The sequence below is a fragment of the Staphylococcus sp. TE8 genome, from assembly GCF_000692055.1.
Classification (GTDB): Bacteria; Bacillota; Bacilli; order Staphylococcales; family Staphylococcaceae; genus Staphylococcus; species Staphylococcus capitis.
The window spans coordinates 928,325-944,881 of record NZ_JMGB01000001.1 but is presented as its reverse complement, the minus strand read 5'-3'; the positions used below and the strand labels follow the sequence as shown (position 1 = coordinate 944,881).

Below are 16,557 nucleotides of genomic sequence, written 5' to 3'. Positions count from 1 at the left end.
TATTAAGAACATGTTTATTGGTTTCAAGAAATCTATAATGAGACTACTCATACTACTTTCGCTTCAGAGTAAACAAAAATAAGCTTTAAGACCATTTCAAGTATGTTGAAATCATCTTAAAGCTTTTATATTTTAAACTCTCTTATACATTATTTTAGATGTTGAGTATATTCTAAATTCTTCACACGTTCACGCGCAGATTTAATTTGATCTAAACTTACATCCTTATAATAGTTACGCACATTTTCTTCTATTTGTTCTACACTACTTGCGCCGACGATGATTGAACCAAGAGCATCATGAGAAGTTAAATATTTAAATGAAAGGGCACTTAAATTACTTTCAATTTCTTTAACTGATGCAATGGTTTCACCTAACTCATCACGAGTATATTCAAAAATACCATCTTCAAACTTTTTATCTAATGCATCGACACTATTAGAGGTTAATAATCCCTTAAACACTGGTCCACGCGCTAACACTTTAACTTGTTGCTCATGAATAGTATCTAAAAGACTTTCAGGTCTATTATCTATTAAATTAAATTGAGACATTAAAGTTTCGATTTGACTATGTTTTAAATAGTAATCAATAACGTTTGGACGGATGGATGAAATACCATAAGCTCTAATAATACCTTCTTGTTTTAATTCATCAAAAGCACCGATAGTTTCATCTAGTGGATCATCAATTGTTCCACCATGCAATTGATATAAATCTAAATGGTCTAGTCCTAAACGTTTTAAAGATCCTTTCACACCTTCTTTAATGTGTTTTTTAGAGGGATCCCATGTTACGTTTCCATCGTCAGTTAGTCGATTGCCGACTTTCGTACCGATTACGATGTCATCACGATTTTGATATTTCTTTAAAGCTTTTCCTACAATTTCCTCATTAATTCCTTGATCATACATATCTGCAGTATCAAAATATGTAATACCCTGTTCGATTGCACTTTCAATGATAGGTTGCGCTTTATTAAAATCTGTACCTAAACTCATGCACCCCAAACCAAGTTCAGAAATTTCGATGCCACTTTTTAAAATATTTTTTTGCATGTCCATTCTCCTTTCGATACACTTTAACTGACGCATTCAGTTTATCAATTTATAAATATAAATAAAAGGGACGTGTTTACATATGAGATTAAACGAAAAAACGATTGACCGCACAGTCATTTACAATGGAAAAATTATTGACCTAGAACTACATGATGTTGAATTACCCGACGGCAGTACATCTAAACGTGAATTAGTTTATCATAATGGTGCCGTAGCAGTGTGTGCAGTAACACCTGAAGACGAAGTCCTATTAGTTAAACAATTTAGAAAGCCAGCTGAAAAACCTTTGCTTGAAATACCAGCAGGCAAACTTGAAAAAGGTGAAGAGCGTGAAGAAGCTGCGAAACGTGAATTACAAGAGGAGACAGGATATATTGCTTCAAATCTAGAATTTGTAACAGATATGTATGGATCTCCAGGTTTTTCAAGTGAGAAATTATCAATTTATTTTACAGATCAGTTGTCTGAAGGTGAAATGAATTTAGATGATGACGAATTTGTAGAACTACATAAGGTATCTATTGAGAATGTAAAATCTATGTTAGAAAATAAGGAACTCGAGGATGCTAAAACAATTATCGCTCTACAGCACCTATTATTAAATTATAATCATTCTAAATAACTAGCGTAAACTCTTGCTTTTTATTGAGAATATTGATATTTTATTTAGTGAATCATAGATTAAATTAAAATGATTATAATTCTTAGTAGAGGAGTGAGGCTTCCGTGGAAGAACGTCTCAATCGCGTGAAGCAACAATTACAACAATCATCTTATAAATTAACTCCACAACGAGAGGCTACAGTTAGAGTTTTAATAGAGAATGAAAAAGATCATCTTAGTGCTGAAGATGTGTATTTAAAAGTGAAAGATAAAGCGCCTGAAATTGGTTTAGCTACGGTATACAGAACCTTAGAGTTGTTAGCTGAACTCAAAGTCGTTGATAAAATAAACTTTGGTGACGGAGTAGCTCGTTTCGATTTACGTAAAGAAGGGGCTAAACATTTCCATCATCATCTTGTATGCATGGAATGTGGTAAGGTAGATGAAATTGATGAAGATTTACTACCTGAAGTTGAAAATCGTGTTGAAAATGAATTTAACTTTAAAATACTTGACCATCGTTTAACTTTCCATGGCGTTTGTTCTGATTGCCAAGCGAAAGGTAAAGGCTAATTTGGGGTTTATTTTCACAAATATACTTAAAAATTCTAACGCAATCTAATAAGTTTAAAGAAGCCACCGCTTCAATAGAGGTGCTTATATGAATACAATCATTGAAGAATATTTGAATTTTATTCAAATCGAGAAGGGTTTGAGTAGTAATACCATTGGCGCTTATCGTAGGGATCTAAAAAAATATGAAGAATATCTTGAAGAAAGAAAAATTTCCCATATTGATTTCGTGGATCGTCAAGTGATTCAAGAGTGCCTAGGTCATTTAATAGATTTGGGTCAATCCTCAAAATCACTTGCACGTTTTATATCTACAATTAGAAGCTTTCATCAGTTCGCATTAAGAGAAAGATATGCAGCGAAAGATCCGACAGTGTTAATTGAAACGCCAAAATACGAAAAGAAACTACCTGACGTATTAGAGGTTCAGGAAGTTTTGGATTTATTAGAAACACCAGATTTGAGTAAGAATAATGGTTATCGTGATCGGACGATGTTAGAGCTTTTATATGCTACAGGTATGCGCGTTTCTGAAATTATTCAATTAGAAGTCGAAGATGTCAATTTAATGATGGGGTTTGTCAGAGTTTTTGGTAAAGGAAATAAAGAACGTATTGTTCCTTTAGGTGATGCTGTTATTGAGTATTTAACTACATACATTGAAACAGTTCGCCCTCAATTATTAAAACAAACTGTCACACATGTATTATTTCTTAATATGCATGGCAAACCTTTATCACGACAAGGTATATGGAAGATGATTAAACAGAATGGTATTAAAGCGAACATTAATAAGACATTAACACCTCACACGTTAAGACATTCCTTTGCTACACATCTACTTGAAAATGGCGCTGATTTAAGGGCTGTCCAGGAAATGTTAGGCCATTCTGATATATCTACGACACAATTATATACACATGTATCAAAATCTCAAATTCGAAAAATGTATAATCAATTTCATCCTAGAGCTTAATTGTAATTTAAAAGACCAATAAACGTAGTGATTTAATGTAGCTATCATACGTTTATTGGTCTTTTAATGTATTATAAGGACGTTGAGTATGTGAACGACGTAATTGTCTTGCTTCTTCACGGGCTTGTATAACTTCTGTTCGATCACGTTTTATATGATGATGAACAATGTAAGGCTCTGATATTACAAATTGAGTAAAACTGTAATCTTGATATACACGTTTAATAACTTTCTCAAATGATGTGTGTATAGGTAGTTTGACAGGTACAAATGCATGATGATCTTTAATAGAATTTATTTGATGTAAAATCATGCTTTGATACTCATCTATATTTAAATGTAATTGAGTTTTATCTTTTGCTTGTTTAATAACAGACAGTGACTTTTTATATGATTTTAAAGCACCTTTAATATTATCACGTCGGTAATGATAACAAGCTGTGGCAAATAGTATTAAACTCACTACCGCGTCACTTTTAGAGAAAGAGGGATTTAATTTCCAAGCTTCTTCTAAAATATCATGACATAAAAAATAATGTTGATGCTTATGAAATTGATAATAGAAATGAATTAACGCGTCATCCATGGCAATCCACCCAAAATTTAAAAGTTATATGTATTCATGCTATAATATTTGTGTGAAATATGCACTAAAGATGCAACACGAGATTGAGGTAGATAGGATGTATGAAGTAAAACTAGATGCGTTTAACGGACCATTAGACTTGTTATTGCATTTAATACAGAAATTTGAAATAGATATTTATGATATTCCCATGAAAGCTTTAACTGAGCAATATATGCAATATGTTCATGCGATGAATCAACTTGAAATTAATATCGCTAGTGAATATTTAGTCATGGCTTCTGAACTTTTAATGATTAAAAGTAAATTATTGCTACCTCAAACGAGTGTAGAAGATGACATTGAAGAAGATCCCCGTGAAGATTTAGTAGGGCGTTTAATCGAATATCAAAACTATAAAGAATATACTGAAATACTTAATGATATGAAAGATCAACGAGAACTTTATTATACGAAGTATCCTACTGATTTATCGCATTTGGAAACTGATGAATCATGGGATCCAAATCAGACTATAGATTTAACAGAACTCATCGTAGCTTATCAAAGAGTTAAAAATAGAGTAGAACTCAATACTCCTAAATCTGTAGAAATTAAAAAAGAGACATTTACAATACAACAAGCAACCGAACAAGTTACAAATCGTCTAAAAGAGCACGAATCATTTAATTTCTTTAGTTTATTTACTTTCCACGAACCAGTAGAACAAGTAGTAACACATTTTCTAGCTATATTAGAAATGTCTAAATCTGGTATCGTCAATATTAATCAAAACAATCAATTTGAGGACATCGATATTATTAGAGGAGTGAATTACAACATTGGATAACCAAGGAATATTAGAGGCTTTATTATATACTTCTGGTGATGAAGGATTAGAGCAGAAGCAATTATTGGAAATTTTGGAGTTGAATGAAAATGAACTCGACCAGTTAATCGATACCTATCAATCTCCTGGTTTGGTTATCCAAAAATTTGGTACAACATATGTTTTAACAACGAAAAAAGACGCATCGTCTTATATTGAACAGCTTATTGAACAAAAATCTAAAATGAAGTTATCTCAGGCAGCTATGGAGACACTTTCTATTATCGCTTATAATCAACCACTCACTCGTAGCGATATAGAAATGATAAGAGGGATTAATTCCGATGGCGCTGTTAAAACACTTATAGCTAGAGGTTTAGTAGAAGCTAAAGAGGTCGATCATTCTAGAAGTCATCATTTAATAACTACCGATTTATTTTTAAATGTATTTGGTATAGAAAGTCTTGAGTCATTACCAACGACTGAAGAGGATGATGCTGAAATGGATGAATTCTTTAGTAATTTAGTTAATCAAAAAGGAGATTCAAATGAGTAAAGAATTAGAGAGACTACAAAAAAGAATTGCGAATAGTGGTTATACATCACGACGCAAAGCTGAAACACTCATAACCGAAGGAAAAGTCAAAGTAAATGGACAAGTTGTGACTGAATTAGGAACAAAAGTGTCTCACTCAGACACAGTTGAAGTAGAGGGCATTAAAATAGAACAAGAAGATAAAATGTATATCTTATTTTATAAACCTACTCAAGTTATTACGAGTGTATCTGATGATCGTGGTCGTAAAGTTGTGACAGATTATTTTGAAGATATTGAAACTCGTATATATCCAGTTGGACGTTTAGATTATGATACATCAGGTGTTTTATTGTTAACAAACGACGGAGAATTCACTAACTTAATGACTCATCCACGTTATCACATTAAAAAGAAATATGTTGCTAAATTAAAAGGCTATTTAATGAGAGAACAAGTTAAAGAATTAGAACAAGGCATTGAATTAGAAGATGGTTTTACTCAACCGGCTCAAGTAAAAATAAAAAGACAAGATAAAGAGAAAAACACTACATTAGTCGAAATTACTATTAGTGAAGGTAGAAATCGTCAAGTGCGCCGTATGTTTGAATATTTTGGTCATGAAGTGAATAAATTAACACGTATTCAATTTGGTCCTTTAGACTTGAAAGGTTTAAATGCCGGAGAAGGTCGTGTGTTGACCCCTCATGAGGTGAAAACGTTAAGACATTTAGCAGAAAATGGTAAATAAACACAAAAAATATGTTTTTACCAATAAGATTGAGATTTTTTTCACATAGTTTTAACTATCAGTCACTTAATATGTTCAACCTGTGCTATAATAACAAATGAATTTGAACAGCATGTGTAGGAGGTAAAAAGTAATATGGCTAACGAAATTTTAATCGTTGATGATGAAGACAGAATCAGAAGATTGCTTAAATTATACTTAGAAAGAGAATCTTTTGAAATCCATGAAGCTAGTGATGGTAAGGAAGCTTATCAGCTTGCGATGGATAATAACTATGCGTGCATTCTTTTAGATTTAATGCTACCAGAAATGGATGGTATAGAAGTCGCATCTAAACTAAGAGAACACAAAGATACACCTATTATTATGCTTACGGCAAAAGGAGAAGAAACTAACCGAGTTGAAGGATTTGAATCCGGTGCCGATGACTATATTGTTAAGCCTTTTTCACCTAGAGAAGTTGTATTAAGAGTTAAAGCTTTATTAAGACGTACTCAATCTGCAAACTCAGAACAAAGCGAACCACATGCACGTGATATTATTGAATTCAATCATTTAGTGATTGATAATGATGCACATAGAGTACTTGCAGATAACGAGCAAGTGAATTTAACACCTAAAGAATATGAATTACTCATATATCTAGCTAAGACACCTAATAAGGTGTTCGATCGTGAACAATTACTTAAAGAAGTATGGCATTATGAATTTTATGGCGACTTGCGAACAGTAGATACACATGTAAAACGTTTAAGAGAGAAATTAAATCGTGTATCTAACGATGCAGCTCAAATGATTCAAACTGTTTGGGGTGTAGGCTATAAGTTCGAGGTCAAAGCCAGTGATGAACCGACTAAATAGCGTAGTTATAAAACTGTGGTTAACTATTATTTTAATAGTAGCGACAGTTTTAATTTTATTAAGTGTATCCTTAATTACCTTTATTCAATATTATTTTACGCAAGAAACTGAAAATTCTATTAAAGAAGATGCCAAAAGAATTAGTTCACTCGTTGAGAAATCTCACAATAAATCACTTGCTATCCAAAACAGCCAAAAACTTGTAGATGGTCCTGGTGGTTTAATCATTATGAATAATTTTAATGATAAACCACACGCATCATATAATAATACGAAAACTCAAATGCTCAATGAAATTAAAAAGAGCCCTAAATTTAAAAGAGTCTTCAATAACGGCGAATTTGAAACTCAAAACGTCACAATTAAAAATAACGGTAATACACAATCATATATACTATTAGGTTATCCAATGAAACCACAAGAAGATGCTAGTAGTAAGCATAGTGGCGTGTTTATTTATAAAGACTTAAAATCTATTGAAGATACAAATAATGCTATAACTATTATCATTTTGATTACTGCAATTATAGTTATAGCAGCTAGTACAGTATTTGCATTCTTCTTATCGAACAGAATTACGAAACCCTTGAGACAATTAAAGACACAAGCACAAAAAGTTTCTGAAGGTGATTATAGTCAAATATCTTCCGTATCTACTAAAGATGAAATTGGCGACTTATCAAGAGCTTTCAATAATATGAATTACGAGATTCAAGAACATATTGACGCTTTATCATCATCTAAAAGTATTCGTGACAGTTTATTAAACTCCATGGTCGAAGGTGTATTAGGTATAAACGATCAAAGAGTCGTTATCTTTTCTAATAAAATGGCTGATGATATCATCCATTTTATTGATGATTTTTCAAAAGAATCAATTGAACAACAAATCGAAAAAACTTTTGAATCCAAAGGAACTGAATTTCTCGAAATAGAAATTAGTACGCGTTATTACGTCTTTATCACAAGTTATATCAATCGTATTCAGCCGAATGGCAGAAGTGGTATTGTAGTGATTATTCGTGATATGACAAATGAACATAATTTAGATCAAATGAAAAAAGACTTTATCGCCAATGTATCCCATGAATTACGCACACCCATTTCCTTATTACAAGGTTATACAGAATCAATTGTTGATGGTATAGTCACTGAACCAGATGAAATTCGTGATTCGCTTGGTGTTGTATTAGATGAATCTAAGCGATTAAATCGTCTAGTTAATGAATTATTAAATGTTGCACGAATGGATGCTGAAGGTCTATCGGTTGAGAAAGAAGTACAACCAATAAAAAATCTTTTAGATAAAATGAAAGCTAAATACCGTATGCAAGCAGACGATTTAGGATTAACGATGGAATTTAACTCTGGCAATGATCATCTTCTATGGGATTATGACATGGATCGAATGGATCAAGTTTTAACTAATCTCATTGATAATGCATCAAGATATACACAACCAGGTGACACAATTGCAGTAACTGCAAGTAAAGATGAGCAATATAATATTTTATATATTAGCGATACAGGTACAGGTATTGCTCCAGAACATTTACAACAAGTGTTTGACCGCTTCTATAAAGTGGATGCCTCACGTAAACGTGGTAAGCAGGGAACTGGTTTAGGTCTCTTTATTTGTAAGATGATTATTGAAGAGCATGGTGGACAAATTGAAGTAAAAAGTGAGCTCGGTAAAGGTACCACATTTATAATTAAGCTCCCTCAACCTAAAAATAATGTAGCAGAGTAAACAAAATTTTAAAATACAAATTCGATGTGCATCTCATTAAGTTGGAGATTTACTCTAACTTTTGGGGTGCATTTTTGTGTTTCTAATATGTTCTAACTTCACATCAATGATAAAGTTTCATCTTCGGTTTATAGAAAATTAGGTCAATTGAATGATTTGATGAAAGGAAGCACTTTTATATTGATCGAATATCTTTTTGATAATAAATAACTAAGTACTTTATACTAACGATTTTATTTTTTAATAAGAAAGCAGAGTCATTGAGTTTATCACCTTTATCGTGTAATATAAAAATTAAATAAAAACATTATCAATATTCATCTTCGGGGTCGGGTGCAATTCCCAACCGGCAGTAAATTTAAGCCTGCGACGAAATAATTCGATAACACACGTAGTTGTCATATTATTTCTTGATTCAGTGAGATTCTGAAGCCGACAGTATAGTCTGGATGGGAGAAGATGGAGGTTTTTTGTTGTGCAAATTTCCTCCTTTTCTAAGCAAGATGAATGGAAGGAGAAAATTAAATATGCAACAAAATAAACGTCTTATAACTATAAGTATGTTAAGTGCGGTTGCGTTTGTATTAACATTTATAAAGTTTCCGCTACCATTCTTACCACCATACTTAACGTTAGATTTTAGTGATGTGCCAACGTTACTTGCTACTTTTTTATTAGGTCCCATTGCAGGTATTATTGTCGCATTCATTAAAAATATCTTAAACTTTTTATTTAACATGGGAGACCCTGTTGGGCCTGTAGCAAACTTTTTAGCCGGGGCAAGTTTCTTATTATCAGCTTATTATGTATATAAAAACAAACGCTCAACACGCACTTTAATTTATGGTCTAATAGTTGGTACGATTGTAATGACTATTGTACTTAGTATCTTAAATTACTTTGTATTACTTCCATTATATGGAATGATATTTAATTTAGGAGATGTCGTTAAGAATCTTAAAATTGTAATTGTCTCCGGTGTAATACCGTTTAATATTATCAAAGGTATCATCATTTCAATTATCTTTGTTTTACTATATAAAAGACTAAAAAATATTTTAAAATAAATAAATGCTCTTGATACTAAGTTATCTCAAAATATCTTAGTATCAAGAGCGTTTTTGATATCATTCTTAAATAAAAATGAGGCAAGTAGTAATCAAAAATAAAAACTCGAATTCCTAACAATTATAATTAAGAATTCGAGTCAATTTATTATTCAAATTTAAGCGCGTCACCATCAAATGGTTCGTCTTCAATTTTAATTGAATCAGTAGGACAACCTTCTAGTGCATCTTCCATATCTTCGTATAACTCTTCAGGCACTTCAGCAGTACCTTGGTTATCATCAAGGATTACGAAAGCAATACCTTCGTCGTCGTAATCATAAATATCTGGAGCTGCTGCACCACATGCACCGCATGCTATACAAGTATCCATATCAACGATTGTATATTTAGCCATTTTCATTCGCCTCCTTTGATAAAAATGCTACACTAGTATTACTAATACAATTGTAGACATCGACATTTTTCATTTCAATATATTCGTTTTATAGAGTGAGGGTTTAATTTGTACGATATATTATCTTATGCTATTGATCATGCATTTAACTACAAAACAAATAAAAGTATTTATAATATTTTAATAGGCAAGAAGTCTCATCAAACTTTTTTTGACGCTTCGAGCCAACAACTTTTGTCATTATATCATAGTTTACCCAATTTAAAATATCCTACTTTTGAGCGATTTATACTACAAAAGGATGATTTTAATCATGAATTAGATATCAAAACGCATCCTCGATATACATATGATAGTTTAACCCGAACATTTAGTTGTATACAACTACTTATCCAAACATTATCGAATACTCGCAAAGATTCTTTTAAATTTATTCCAGTAGTTCAAAATACTTACGTACAACAGAAAGTGAAACAGCTATATAATCATATCAAACTATCTCAATTGGAAGCGTCATTTATATCAGAAATATATTCACTATTCGACGCAATAGAACGTCACAATAATAAGAATGTGCTACATTACTATCTACAAGGGTATGAGGAACCTATGTATACTCGTCAGAAAATTAGTTTGATAGAGGATATAAAGCAATCTGAACTATTTGAATTAGAGATGAATCAACTGATAGATTTATTAGATGAGATTGAAGACGAATCTAATTATCCTATACTATCTCAAACAATTATCTTACCTCAGTTGTTAAATCAAACTTTTCTAAGTTATCAAAAATTACTACACGGTATGAATATGAAAGAAATAGCAGAACATCAAAACGTTAAAATAAATACTATTGAAGATCATGTACTGGAAATATTTATTAAAGGTTATCAGAATGATTACAACACTTATGTCAATCAAAATGAAATTGATCAATTTATTCAATATTATGATCATCACATAGGCCTAAGATTAAGAGAATACAAACAAGCATTTGAAGACTTAACTTATTTTCAAATAAAATTAATCATCGTAGGTATTGAGCGAGGTGACTTACGTGTTAGAAGATAAACTTAAAGAATGGTTTGGATTTGAGACTTTCAAACGTGGCCAAAAGGAGATTATTGAAAGCATATTAGCAGGTAAACACACCTTAGGTATTTTACCTACAGGAAGCGGGAAAAGTTTATGTTACCAACTTCCTACATATTTAATTGAGAAACCAACGTTAGTCATATCACCGTTAATTTCTTTAATGGATGATCAAGTGATGCAAATGAAACTTAATGGTGAATCTCACGTCTCATATATACATTCAGGTATGGATGAAATCGAAAAGAGAAACCATATTAATCAAATTTCACAAAGTCGATTCATTTATTTAAGTCCCGAATTTTTATTACAGCCACAGAATTTCAAGTTAATATCACATTTAGACTTTGGTTTAATAGTTCTAGATGAAGCTCATTGTCTATCAGAATGGGGTTATGACTTTAGACCACATTATGCCCTTATTGGACAAATCACTTCTCACTTCAAAAATGCGCGTATACTTGCGTTAACTGCGACAGCTCCACCACATTTAGAAGAAGATTTATCACATATTCTTAGTATTGATTTAAATGTCATTAAAACGAGTATGAATAGAGATAACATTTCTTTACAACATAAGAATTTTAACGATGATGATGAGAAAATAAAGTGGCTCATACCTTTTTTAAGCTATTCAGGACCCACGATTATTTATATTTCCTCTAAGAAAAGATGTCTAGAATTAGCTAAATTAATTTATGAGGCGGGATTCTTAACGGGCATTTATCATGGTGATTTAAGTTATCAAGAACGTCAAACTGTTCAACAACAATTTTTAAATAATGATATACCTATTATCGTAGCCACCAGTGCTTTTGGGATGGGAATAAATAAAAAAGATATCCGAACTGTCATTCACTTTCATTTATCTTCAAGTCCTTCCAATTATTTACAAGAAATTAGTCGCGCAGGAAGAGATGGTAAACCGAGTCAAGCCATTAGCTTGTATCAACCCGATGATAGTTTCATTTTAGAAACCTTATTGTTTGCAGATATGATGACTGAAGAGGATATCTCTATGTTTGAATTAGGTGAATTTTTACCACCCGTTAAAAAGGATATTCTAGATACGTTATATCGTCAGTTTACAATTAATGACCTTAAATCAATATTTAAAAAATCATTTCAACGTAAACGTTTAGGATACATGCGCATACTAGGCTATAAAAATTTAGATCAATGTCGCCGTAATTATTTACTCGAGTTTTTTGGTGAACATCCGGATAAACCTGTAAGATGTTGCGACAATGATACTGAATTGGAAGAAATAAAAACTTTTAATCGCAAAAAAGTAAAAAGGAAAATGAATTATAAAGAAAAATTGCAAAACTTATTTGAAGATTAACTTCAGATAATTATATCTAATTAAAATGATTATGAAGCATCATTTATTTCTGACTAAATTGGCAATCTTCATTCTCAGGCTAGCTATCGCTTTACTTAAAGAATTTTATCAAGCTATAATTAAAATGTAAGACTTATTTAAATGTATTAAATATTTTTAAATTTCATACATATTCACACTTATACGTGGGTATATTAAATGTAACGTTATTAAATTCACTTAAACAAAGAAAGGATGATGTTTGTGTCTAATAATAGTTTCAAAGATGATTTTGAAAAAAATCGTCAATCTATTGATCCAGAAGAACACAACAATCGTGTAAACGATGAACAGCAAGATGAATCAAAAGAAAATATTGAGGATAAATCAAATCAACAATTTCCTCCTAGAAACGCACAACGTCGTAAGAGACGTCGTGATGTTGCTACTAATCATAATAAACAACAAGATGAACGTAACGACAACTCGAATGAAAATAATTCACTAGATGATCGCTATGATGAAGCATCATTACATAATGGTGAAAACGATAATTACGACACAGCATCTCGCACAGACCACGGTCAACACGATCATGATGAAAATTTAAACCGTTCAAGTAATAACGTGCGTGAAGACCAAGGTGCACAAGATGATAGATTAGGTAGCGGAAAAGATGCAACTATAGCTGGTGGAGCTGCAGGTGCTGGAGCTACTGGTAACGCTGCTCAACAATCTAATAAAAAAGCAGGTGCTCGTCCTGGACCTAAAGTTAATGAAGGTCATAATAATGATCTAACTGAAGACAATCATCGTCGTCAACAAGACCACGAAGAGCGAGACTTTGATGAAGATAGAGAACGTCATGATAAGAAATCTGGTAAAGGTAAAAAAGCTGCTGCCGCAGGTGCAGGTGTTGCTGGCGCTGCGGGTGCTGCCGGTGTTGCTAAACATCACCATGATGAGAAAAATAAAAATCATGAAGACAAACATGCTAGTCATGATCAACATCATGACACTAATGACAAACGCAATAACAAACATGACAAAGATTTCGATCATGAACGACGTAACAAAGATAATAAAGATCATGATAAGAAATCTGGTAAAGGTAAAAAAGCTGCTGCTGTTGGAACTGGCGCTGCAGGTGCCGCTGGAGCTGCTGGATTAGCAAAACATGAACATGACAAACATAAAGATAATCGCAATCAACATGACCAAGGGCGTAGAGACGATAGAAACAACAATAGAGACGACCGCAATTATGACCGTAGAAATGATAACCGTGACAATAAGAAAAAAGGTGGAATAATGAAGATATTATTACCACTGATTGCTGCAGTGCTTATACTTGGTGCAATTGCTATCTTTGGTGGAATGGCATTAAACAATCATAATAATAGTAAAAACGATGATAATAAAGTTTCTGACCAAAGTAAGAAAGATTCTGATAAAAAGGCAAATGATAAAGATAAAGCTTCTTCAGACAAAGACAAAGATAAAAATAAAGATGGCAATAAAGACAGCGACAAAGATAAAGCTTCTTCAAATAATAGCGCTTCAAATTCAGATGAAAATGGTAATAGTGCTAACGGTGGTGCTGCTGGTTCAGATCAAAATGCAAATAGCACAGATAATTCATCTAATCAAAACGGTACTGCTAACAACCAAAACCAAGGTACACAAAATAATCAACAAAATAATGGTAACTCTACACAAGGTAACAATAACAATCAACAAAATACCCAAGGTCAACAATCTCATACTGTAAACGGTAAAGAAAACCTATACCGTATCGCAATCCAGTATTACGGTGAGGGTACTCAGCAAAATGTTGATAAAATCAAACGTGCTAATGGTTTAAGTAGTAATGACATTCATAACGGTCAAACGTTAGTTATTCCTCAATAGAAACCATAAAGCACACTATAAAAAACGTTCTCTCGGCAATTGCCAAGAGAACGTTTTTTAATTTAACTTCATTCTTTTATATTTATATTCACATGAATATACTCAATTTTTTTAATTTTATTCTTTTCATGCTTAGCTAAAATCATTAATAACTGATATAATAATTTGGTGATTAAAGGAGGGCAAATCATGCAAAGAGTTGAAAGCATTATAATTGGTGGTGGCCCATGCGGTTTAAGCGCTGCTATAGAGCAGAAGAAAAAAGGGATTGAAACTTTAGTAATAGAAAAAGGGAATGTTGTAGAATCAATTTACAATTATCCAACTCATCAAACTTTCTTTTCATCAAGTGATAAGTTGAGTATCGGAGATATTCCATTTATTGTCGAAGAAAGTAAACCGAGACGAAATCAAGCGCTCGTCTATTACAGAGAAGTTGTTAAACATCATCAATTAAACATACATCCATTTGAAGAAGTTTTAACAGTTAAAAAAATTGATAATAAGTTTACCATTACAACAACTAAAGATGTTTATGAATGCAAATTTTTAACTGTCGCGACAGGTTATTACGGCCAACATAATAAATTAGAGGTTGAGGGCGCTGAATTACCTAAAGTATTTCATTACTTTAAAGAAGCACACCCATACTTCAATCAAAATGTGGTAATTATTGGTGGTAAAAATTCTGCAGTAGACGCAGCTTTAGAGTTAGAAAAAGCTGGAGCAAATGTAACAGTCATTTATCGTGGTGAAAGATATCCAAAAGCGATTAAACCATGGATATTACCAAATTTTGAATCACTCGTTAACCATGAAAAAATAAATATGGAATTTAACGCTAATGTAACACAAATTACTGAAGATACAGTCACTTATGAAAAGGATGGACGTACAATTGAGATTGCAAATGATTACGTGTTCGCAATGATTGGTTACCATCCTGATTACAATTTCCTAGAATCTATTGGTATAGAAATCAATACTAATGAATATGGTACAGCACCTGTTTACAATCGTGAAACGTATGAAACAAACGTTGAAAATTGCTATATCGCAGGAGTCATTGCCGCGGGTAATGATGCTAATACTATCTTCATTGAAAACGGTAAATACCACGGTGGCATTATTACACAAAGTATACTTAGTAAAAAACAAACACCACTTGAGTCATAATAAAATAAACGAGTTGTATACCTTGGCTTAGAGGCATACAACTCGTTTTTTATAAATTATTCTTCAAAATAATTTTTTAATTTTTGATGATTCATATTTTGACTTAGACCAACTAATAATTTAAGTCTTGCTTTAGGTCCATTTAATCCATTTGAAAATATAACACCCTTTTCAAACAAATCAGCACCGCCACCTTCATAAGCATAGACAGGACTTACAATACCGTTAAACGATCTTGAAACAAGAACGATAGGGATGCCATTATCAAGGATTTGCTTAAGTCCATGTAAACATGTAGTGGGTAAGTTACCTTGCCCGAGAGCTTCTACGACTATACCGTCGACACCTTGGTTCGCATAAAACTCTAAAAGGTCACTACCCATTCCCATATAAGACTTTATAAGAGGCACATACAATTGATGGTTTATCATCTTAAAAGAAGATTGACGATAGGGATGATGATGAAATTGTACTCTATCTTTTGTTAAAACCCCAAGAGGTCCATGGTTAGGGCTTTGAAATGTATTGATATTAGAAGTGTGGGTTTTGGTTACATTTCGAGCGGTATGTATTTCATCATTAAAGACCACCATTACGCCTTTTCCTGAGGCATCATTAGAAGAAGCAACTCTTATTGCAGAAATGAAATTATATAAACCGTCAGAACCAATTTCATTAGAGGATCTCATGGCTCCAGTAATAACAACAGGTTCTTCAATTTCAAGTAATAAGTCGAGTAGAAATGCTGTTTCTTCCAAAGTATCAGTTCCATGAGTAATAACATAACCATCATATTCACTTATTTCAACGCATTGAATAATTTTATGTTGAAGTTGAGTAACTTTTTCTATAGTCATGTGGGGAGAAGGAACATTAAATAAATGTGTTTCTTCCACTTGAGCGTATTGACCAATGATATCTTGATGTTTTGATATAGGATTATCATCATTGGTTACAACTTTATTTGAAGCATCTTGTGACATACTAATAGTGCCACCAGTATGTATAACAAGGAGTTTTTTCATTGTCTTTCCTCCTATTAATCTTTTACTTTTTTATGATAAAATAATATTTACAAAACAACAA

At 32.3% G+C, this 16,557-nt stretch carries 17 protein-coding genes and 1 riboswitch; of the genes, 13 read left to right on the top strand and 4 right to left on the bottom strand.

The genetic code is table 11. From position 1 onward, the window contains the following. Window positions 1-149: 149 nt before the first annotated feature. Window positions 150-1,058 (bottom strand): aldo/keto reductase, encoded by a 909-nt coding sequence (locus CM54_RS04415; protein ID WP_037549202.1) that lies wholly within the window; start codon window positions 1,056-1,058, stop codon window positions 150-152. A gap of 82 nt (window positions 1,059-1,140) precedes the next feature. Here CM54_RS04415 and CM54_RS04410 point away from each other — a divergent pair, with 82 nt between their 5' ends. From CM54_RS04410 to xerD, 3 genes are all read left to right on the top strand, one after another. Next, window positions 1,141-1,683, top strand: a complete 543-nt coding sequence (locus tag CM54_RS04410; RefSeq protein WP_002433666.1) for an NUDIX domain-containing protein — start codon at window positions 1,141-1,143, stop codon at window positions 1,681-1,683. A gap of 104 nt (window positions 1,684-1,787) precedes the next feature. Continuing rightward, window positions 1,788-2,237: a ferric iron uptake transcriptional regulator gene (fur, locus tag CM54_RS04405; protein ID WP_002433885.1), complete on the top strand. Its 450-nt coding sequence runs from the start codon at window positions 1,788-1,790 to the stop codon at window positions 2,235-2,237. 88 nt (window positions 2,238-2,325) lie between these two features. Beyond that, entirely contained in the window at window positions 2,326-3,213 is an 888-nt protein-coding gene (gene xerD, locus CM54_RS04400) for a site-specific tyrosine recombinase XerD (protein WP_002433630.1), read from the top strand. A gap of 52 nt (window positions 3,214-3,265) precedes the next feature. Here the strand turns inward: xerD and CM54_RS04395 are convergent, their stop codons facing one another. Beyond that, on the bottom strand, window positions 3,266-3,799 hold the full coding sequence (locus CM54_RS04395; protein ID WP_037549199.1) for a DUF309 domain-containing protein: 534 nt from the start codon (window positions 3,797-3,799) through the stop codon (window positions 3,266-3,268). Window positions 3,800-3,896: 97 nt separating this feature from the next. Here CM54_RS04395 and CM54_RS04390 point away from each other — a divergent pair, with 97 nt between their 5' ends. The 6 genes from CM54_RS04390 to CM54_RS04365 all read left to right on the top strand — a co-directional run bounded on the left by CM54_RS04390 (window position 3,897) and on the right by CM54_RS04365 (window position 9,571). After that, complete coding sequence (locus CM54_RS04390) at window positions 3,897-4,628, top strand: segregation and condensation protein A (protein ID WP_002433782.1); 732 nt, start codon at window positions 3,897-3,899, stop codon at window positions 4,626-4,628. Further along, on the top strand, window positions 4,621-5,163 hold the full coding sequence (scpB, locus tag CM54_RS04385; RefSeq protein ID WP_002453300.1) for an SMC-Scp complex subunit ScpB: 543 nt from the start codon (window positions 4,621-4,623) through the stop codon (window positions 5,161-5,163). Before CM54_RS04390 ends, scpB begins: the two co-directional genes overlap by 8 nt. Further along, complete coding sequence (locus CM54_RS04380) at window positions 5,156-5,893, top strand: pseudouridine synthase (RefSeq protein ID WP_002433632.1); 738 nt, start codon at window positions 5,156-5,158, stop codon at window positions 5,891-5,893. Before scpB ends, CM54_RS04380 begins: the two co-directional genes overlap by 8 nt. A 135-nt stretch (window positions 5,894-6,028) precedes the next feature. Next, window positions 6,029-6,754 carry a response regulator transcription factor gene (locus tag CM54_RS04375; protein WP_002433904.1) on the top strand — a complete coding sequence of 242 codons (726 nt, stop codon included), beginning with the start codon at window positions 6,029-6,031 and terminating at the stop codon, window positions 6,752-6,754. Continuing rightward, window positions 6,738-8,504 carry an ATP-binding protein gene (locus CM54_RS04370; protein WP_037549197.1) on the top strand — a complete coding sequence of 589 codons (1,767 nt, stop codon included), beginning with the start codon at window positions 6,738-6,740 and terminating at the stop codon, window positions 8,502-8,504. The genes CM54_RS04375 and CM54_RS04370 overlap by 17 nt, the downstream gene beginning before the upstream one ends. Window positions 8,505-8,819: 315 nt before the next feature. After that, window positions 8,820-8,969, top strand: a riboswitch (FMN riboswitch). A gap of 62 nt (window positions 8,970-9,031) precedes the next feature. Next, on the top strand, window positions 9,032-9,571 hold the full coding sequence (locus CM54_RS04365; protein WP_023350233.1) for an ECF transporter S component: 540 nt from the start codon (window positions 9,032-9,034) through the stop codon (window positions 9,569-9,571). 148 nt (window positions 9,572-9,719) lie between these two features. On the opposite strand, the gene CM54_RS04360 is transcribed toward CM54_RS04365, so the two are convergent. Further along, window positions 9,720-9,968 carry a ferredoxin gene (locus CM54_RS04360; RefSeq protein WP_002433578.1) on the bottom strand — a complete coding sequence of 83 codons (249 nt, stop codon included), beginning with the start codon at window positions 9,966-9,968 and terminating at the stop codon, window positions 9,720-9,722. Window positions 9,969-10,076: 108 nt separating this feature from the next. Between CM54_RS04360 and CM54_RS04355 the strand changes: the two genes are divergently transcribed. The 4 genes from CM54_RS04355 to ypdA all read left to right on the top strand — a co-directional run bounded on the left by CM54_RS04355 (window position 10,077) and on the right by ypdA (window position 15,471). After that, window positions 10,077-11,039 carry a helix-turn-helix domain-containing protein gene (locus CM54_RS04355; protein WP_037549195.1) on the top strand — a complete coding sequence of 321 codons (963 nt, stop codon included), beginning with the start codon at window positions 10,077-10,079 and terminating at the stop codon, window positions 11,037-11,039. Continuing rightward, window positions 11,026-12,405: a RecQ family ATP-dependent DNA helicase gene (locus tag CM54_RS04350; RefSeq protein WP_037549193.1), complete on the top strand. Its 1,380-nt coding sequence runs from the start codon at window positions 11,026-11,028 to the stop codon at window positions 12,403-12,405. Before CM54_RS04355 ends, CM54_RS04350 begins: the two co-directional genes overlap by 14 nt. Before the next feature lie 243 nt (window positions 12,406-12,648). Then, entirely contained in the window at window positions 12,649-14,295 is a 1,647-nt protein-coding gene (ebpS, locus tag CM54_RS04345; RefSeq protein ID WP_037549190.1) for an elastin-binding protein EbpS, read from the top strand. Window positions 14,296-14,484: 189 nt separating this feature from the next. Then, window positions 14,485-15,471 (top strand): bacillithiol disulfide reductase YpdA, encoded by a 987-nt coding sequence (ypdA, locus tag CM54_RS04340; RefSeq protein WP_037549188.1) that lies wholly within the window; start codon window positions 14,485-14,487, stop codon window positions 15,469-15,471. Window positions 15,472-15,527: 56 nt separating this feature from the next. On the opposite strand, the gene CM54_RS04335 is transcribed toward ypdA, so the two are convergent. Next, on the bottom strand, window positions 15,528-16,496 hold the full coding sequence (locus CM54_RS04335; RefSeq protein WP_037549186.1) for an asparaginase: 969 nt from the start codon (window positions 16,494-16,496) through the stop codon (window positions 15,528-15,530). Window positions 16,497-16,557 lie beyond the last annotated feature (61 nt).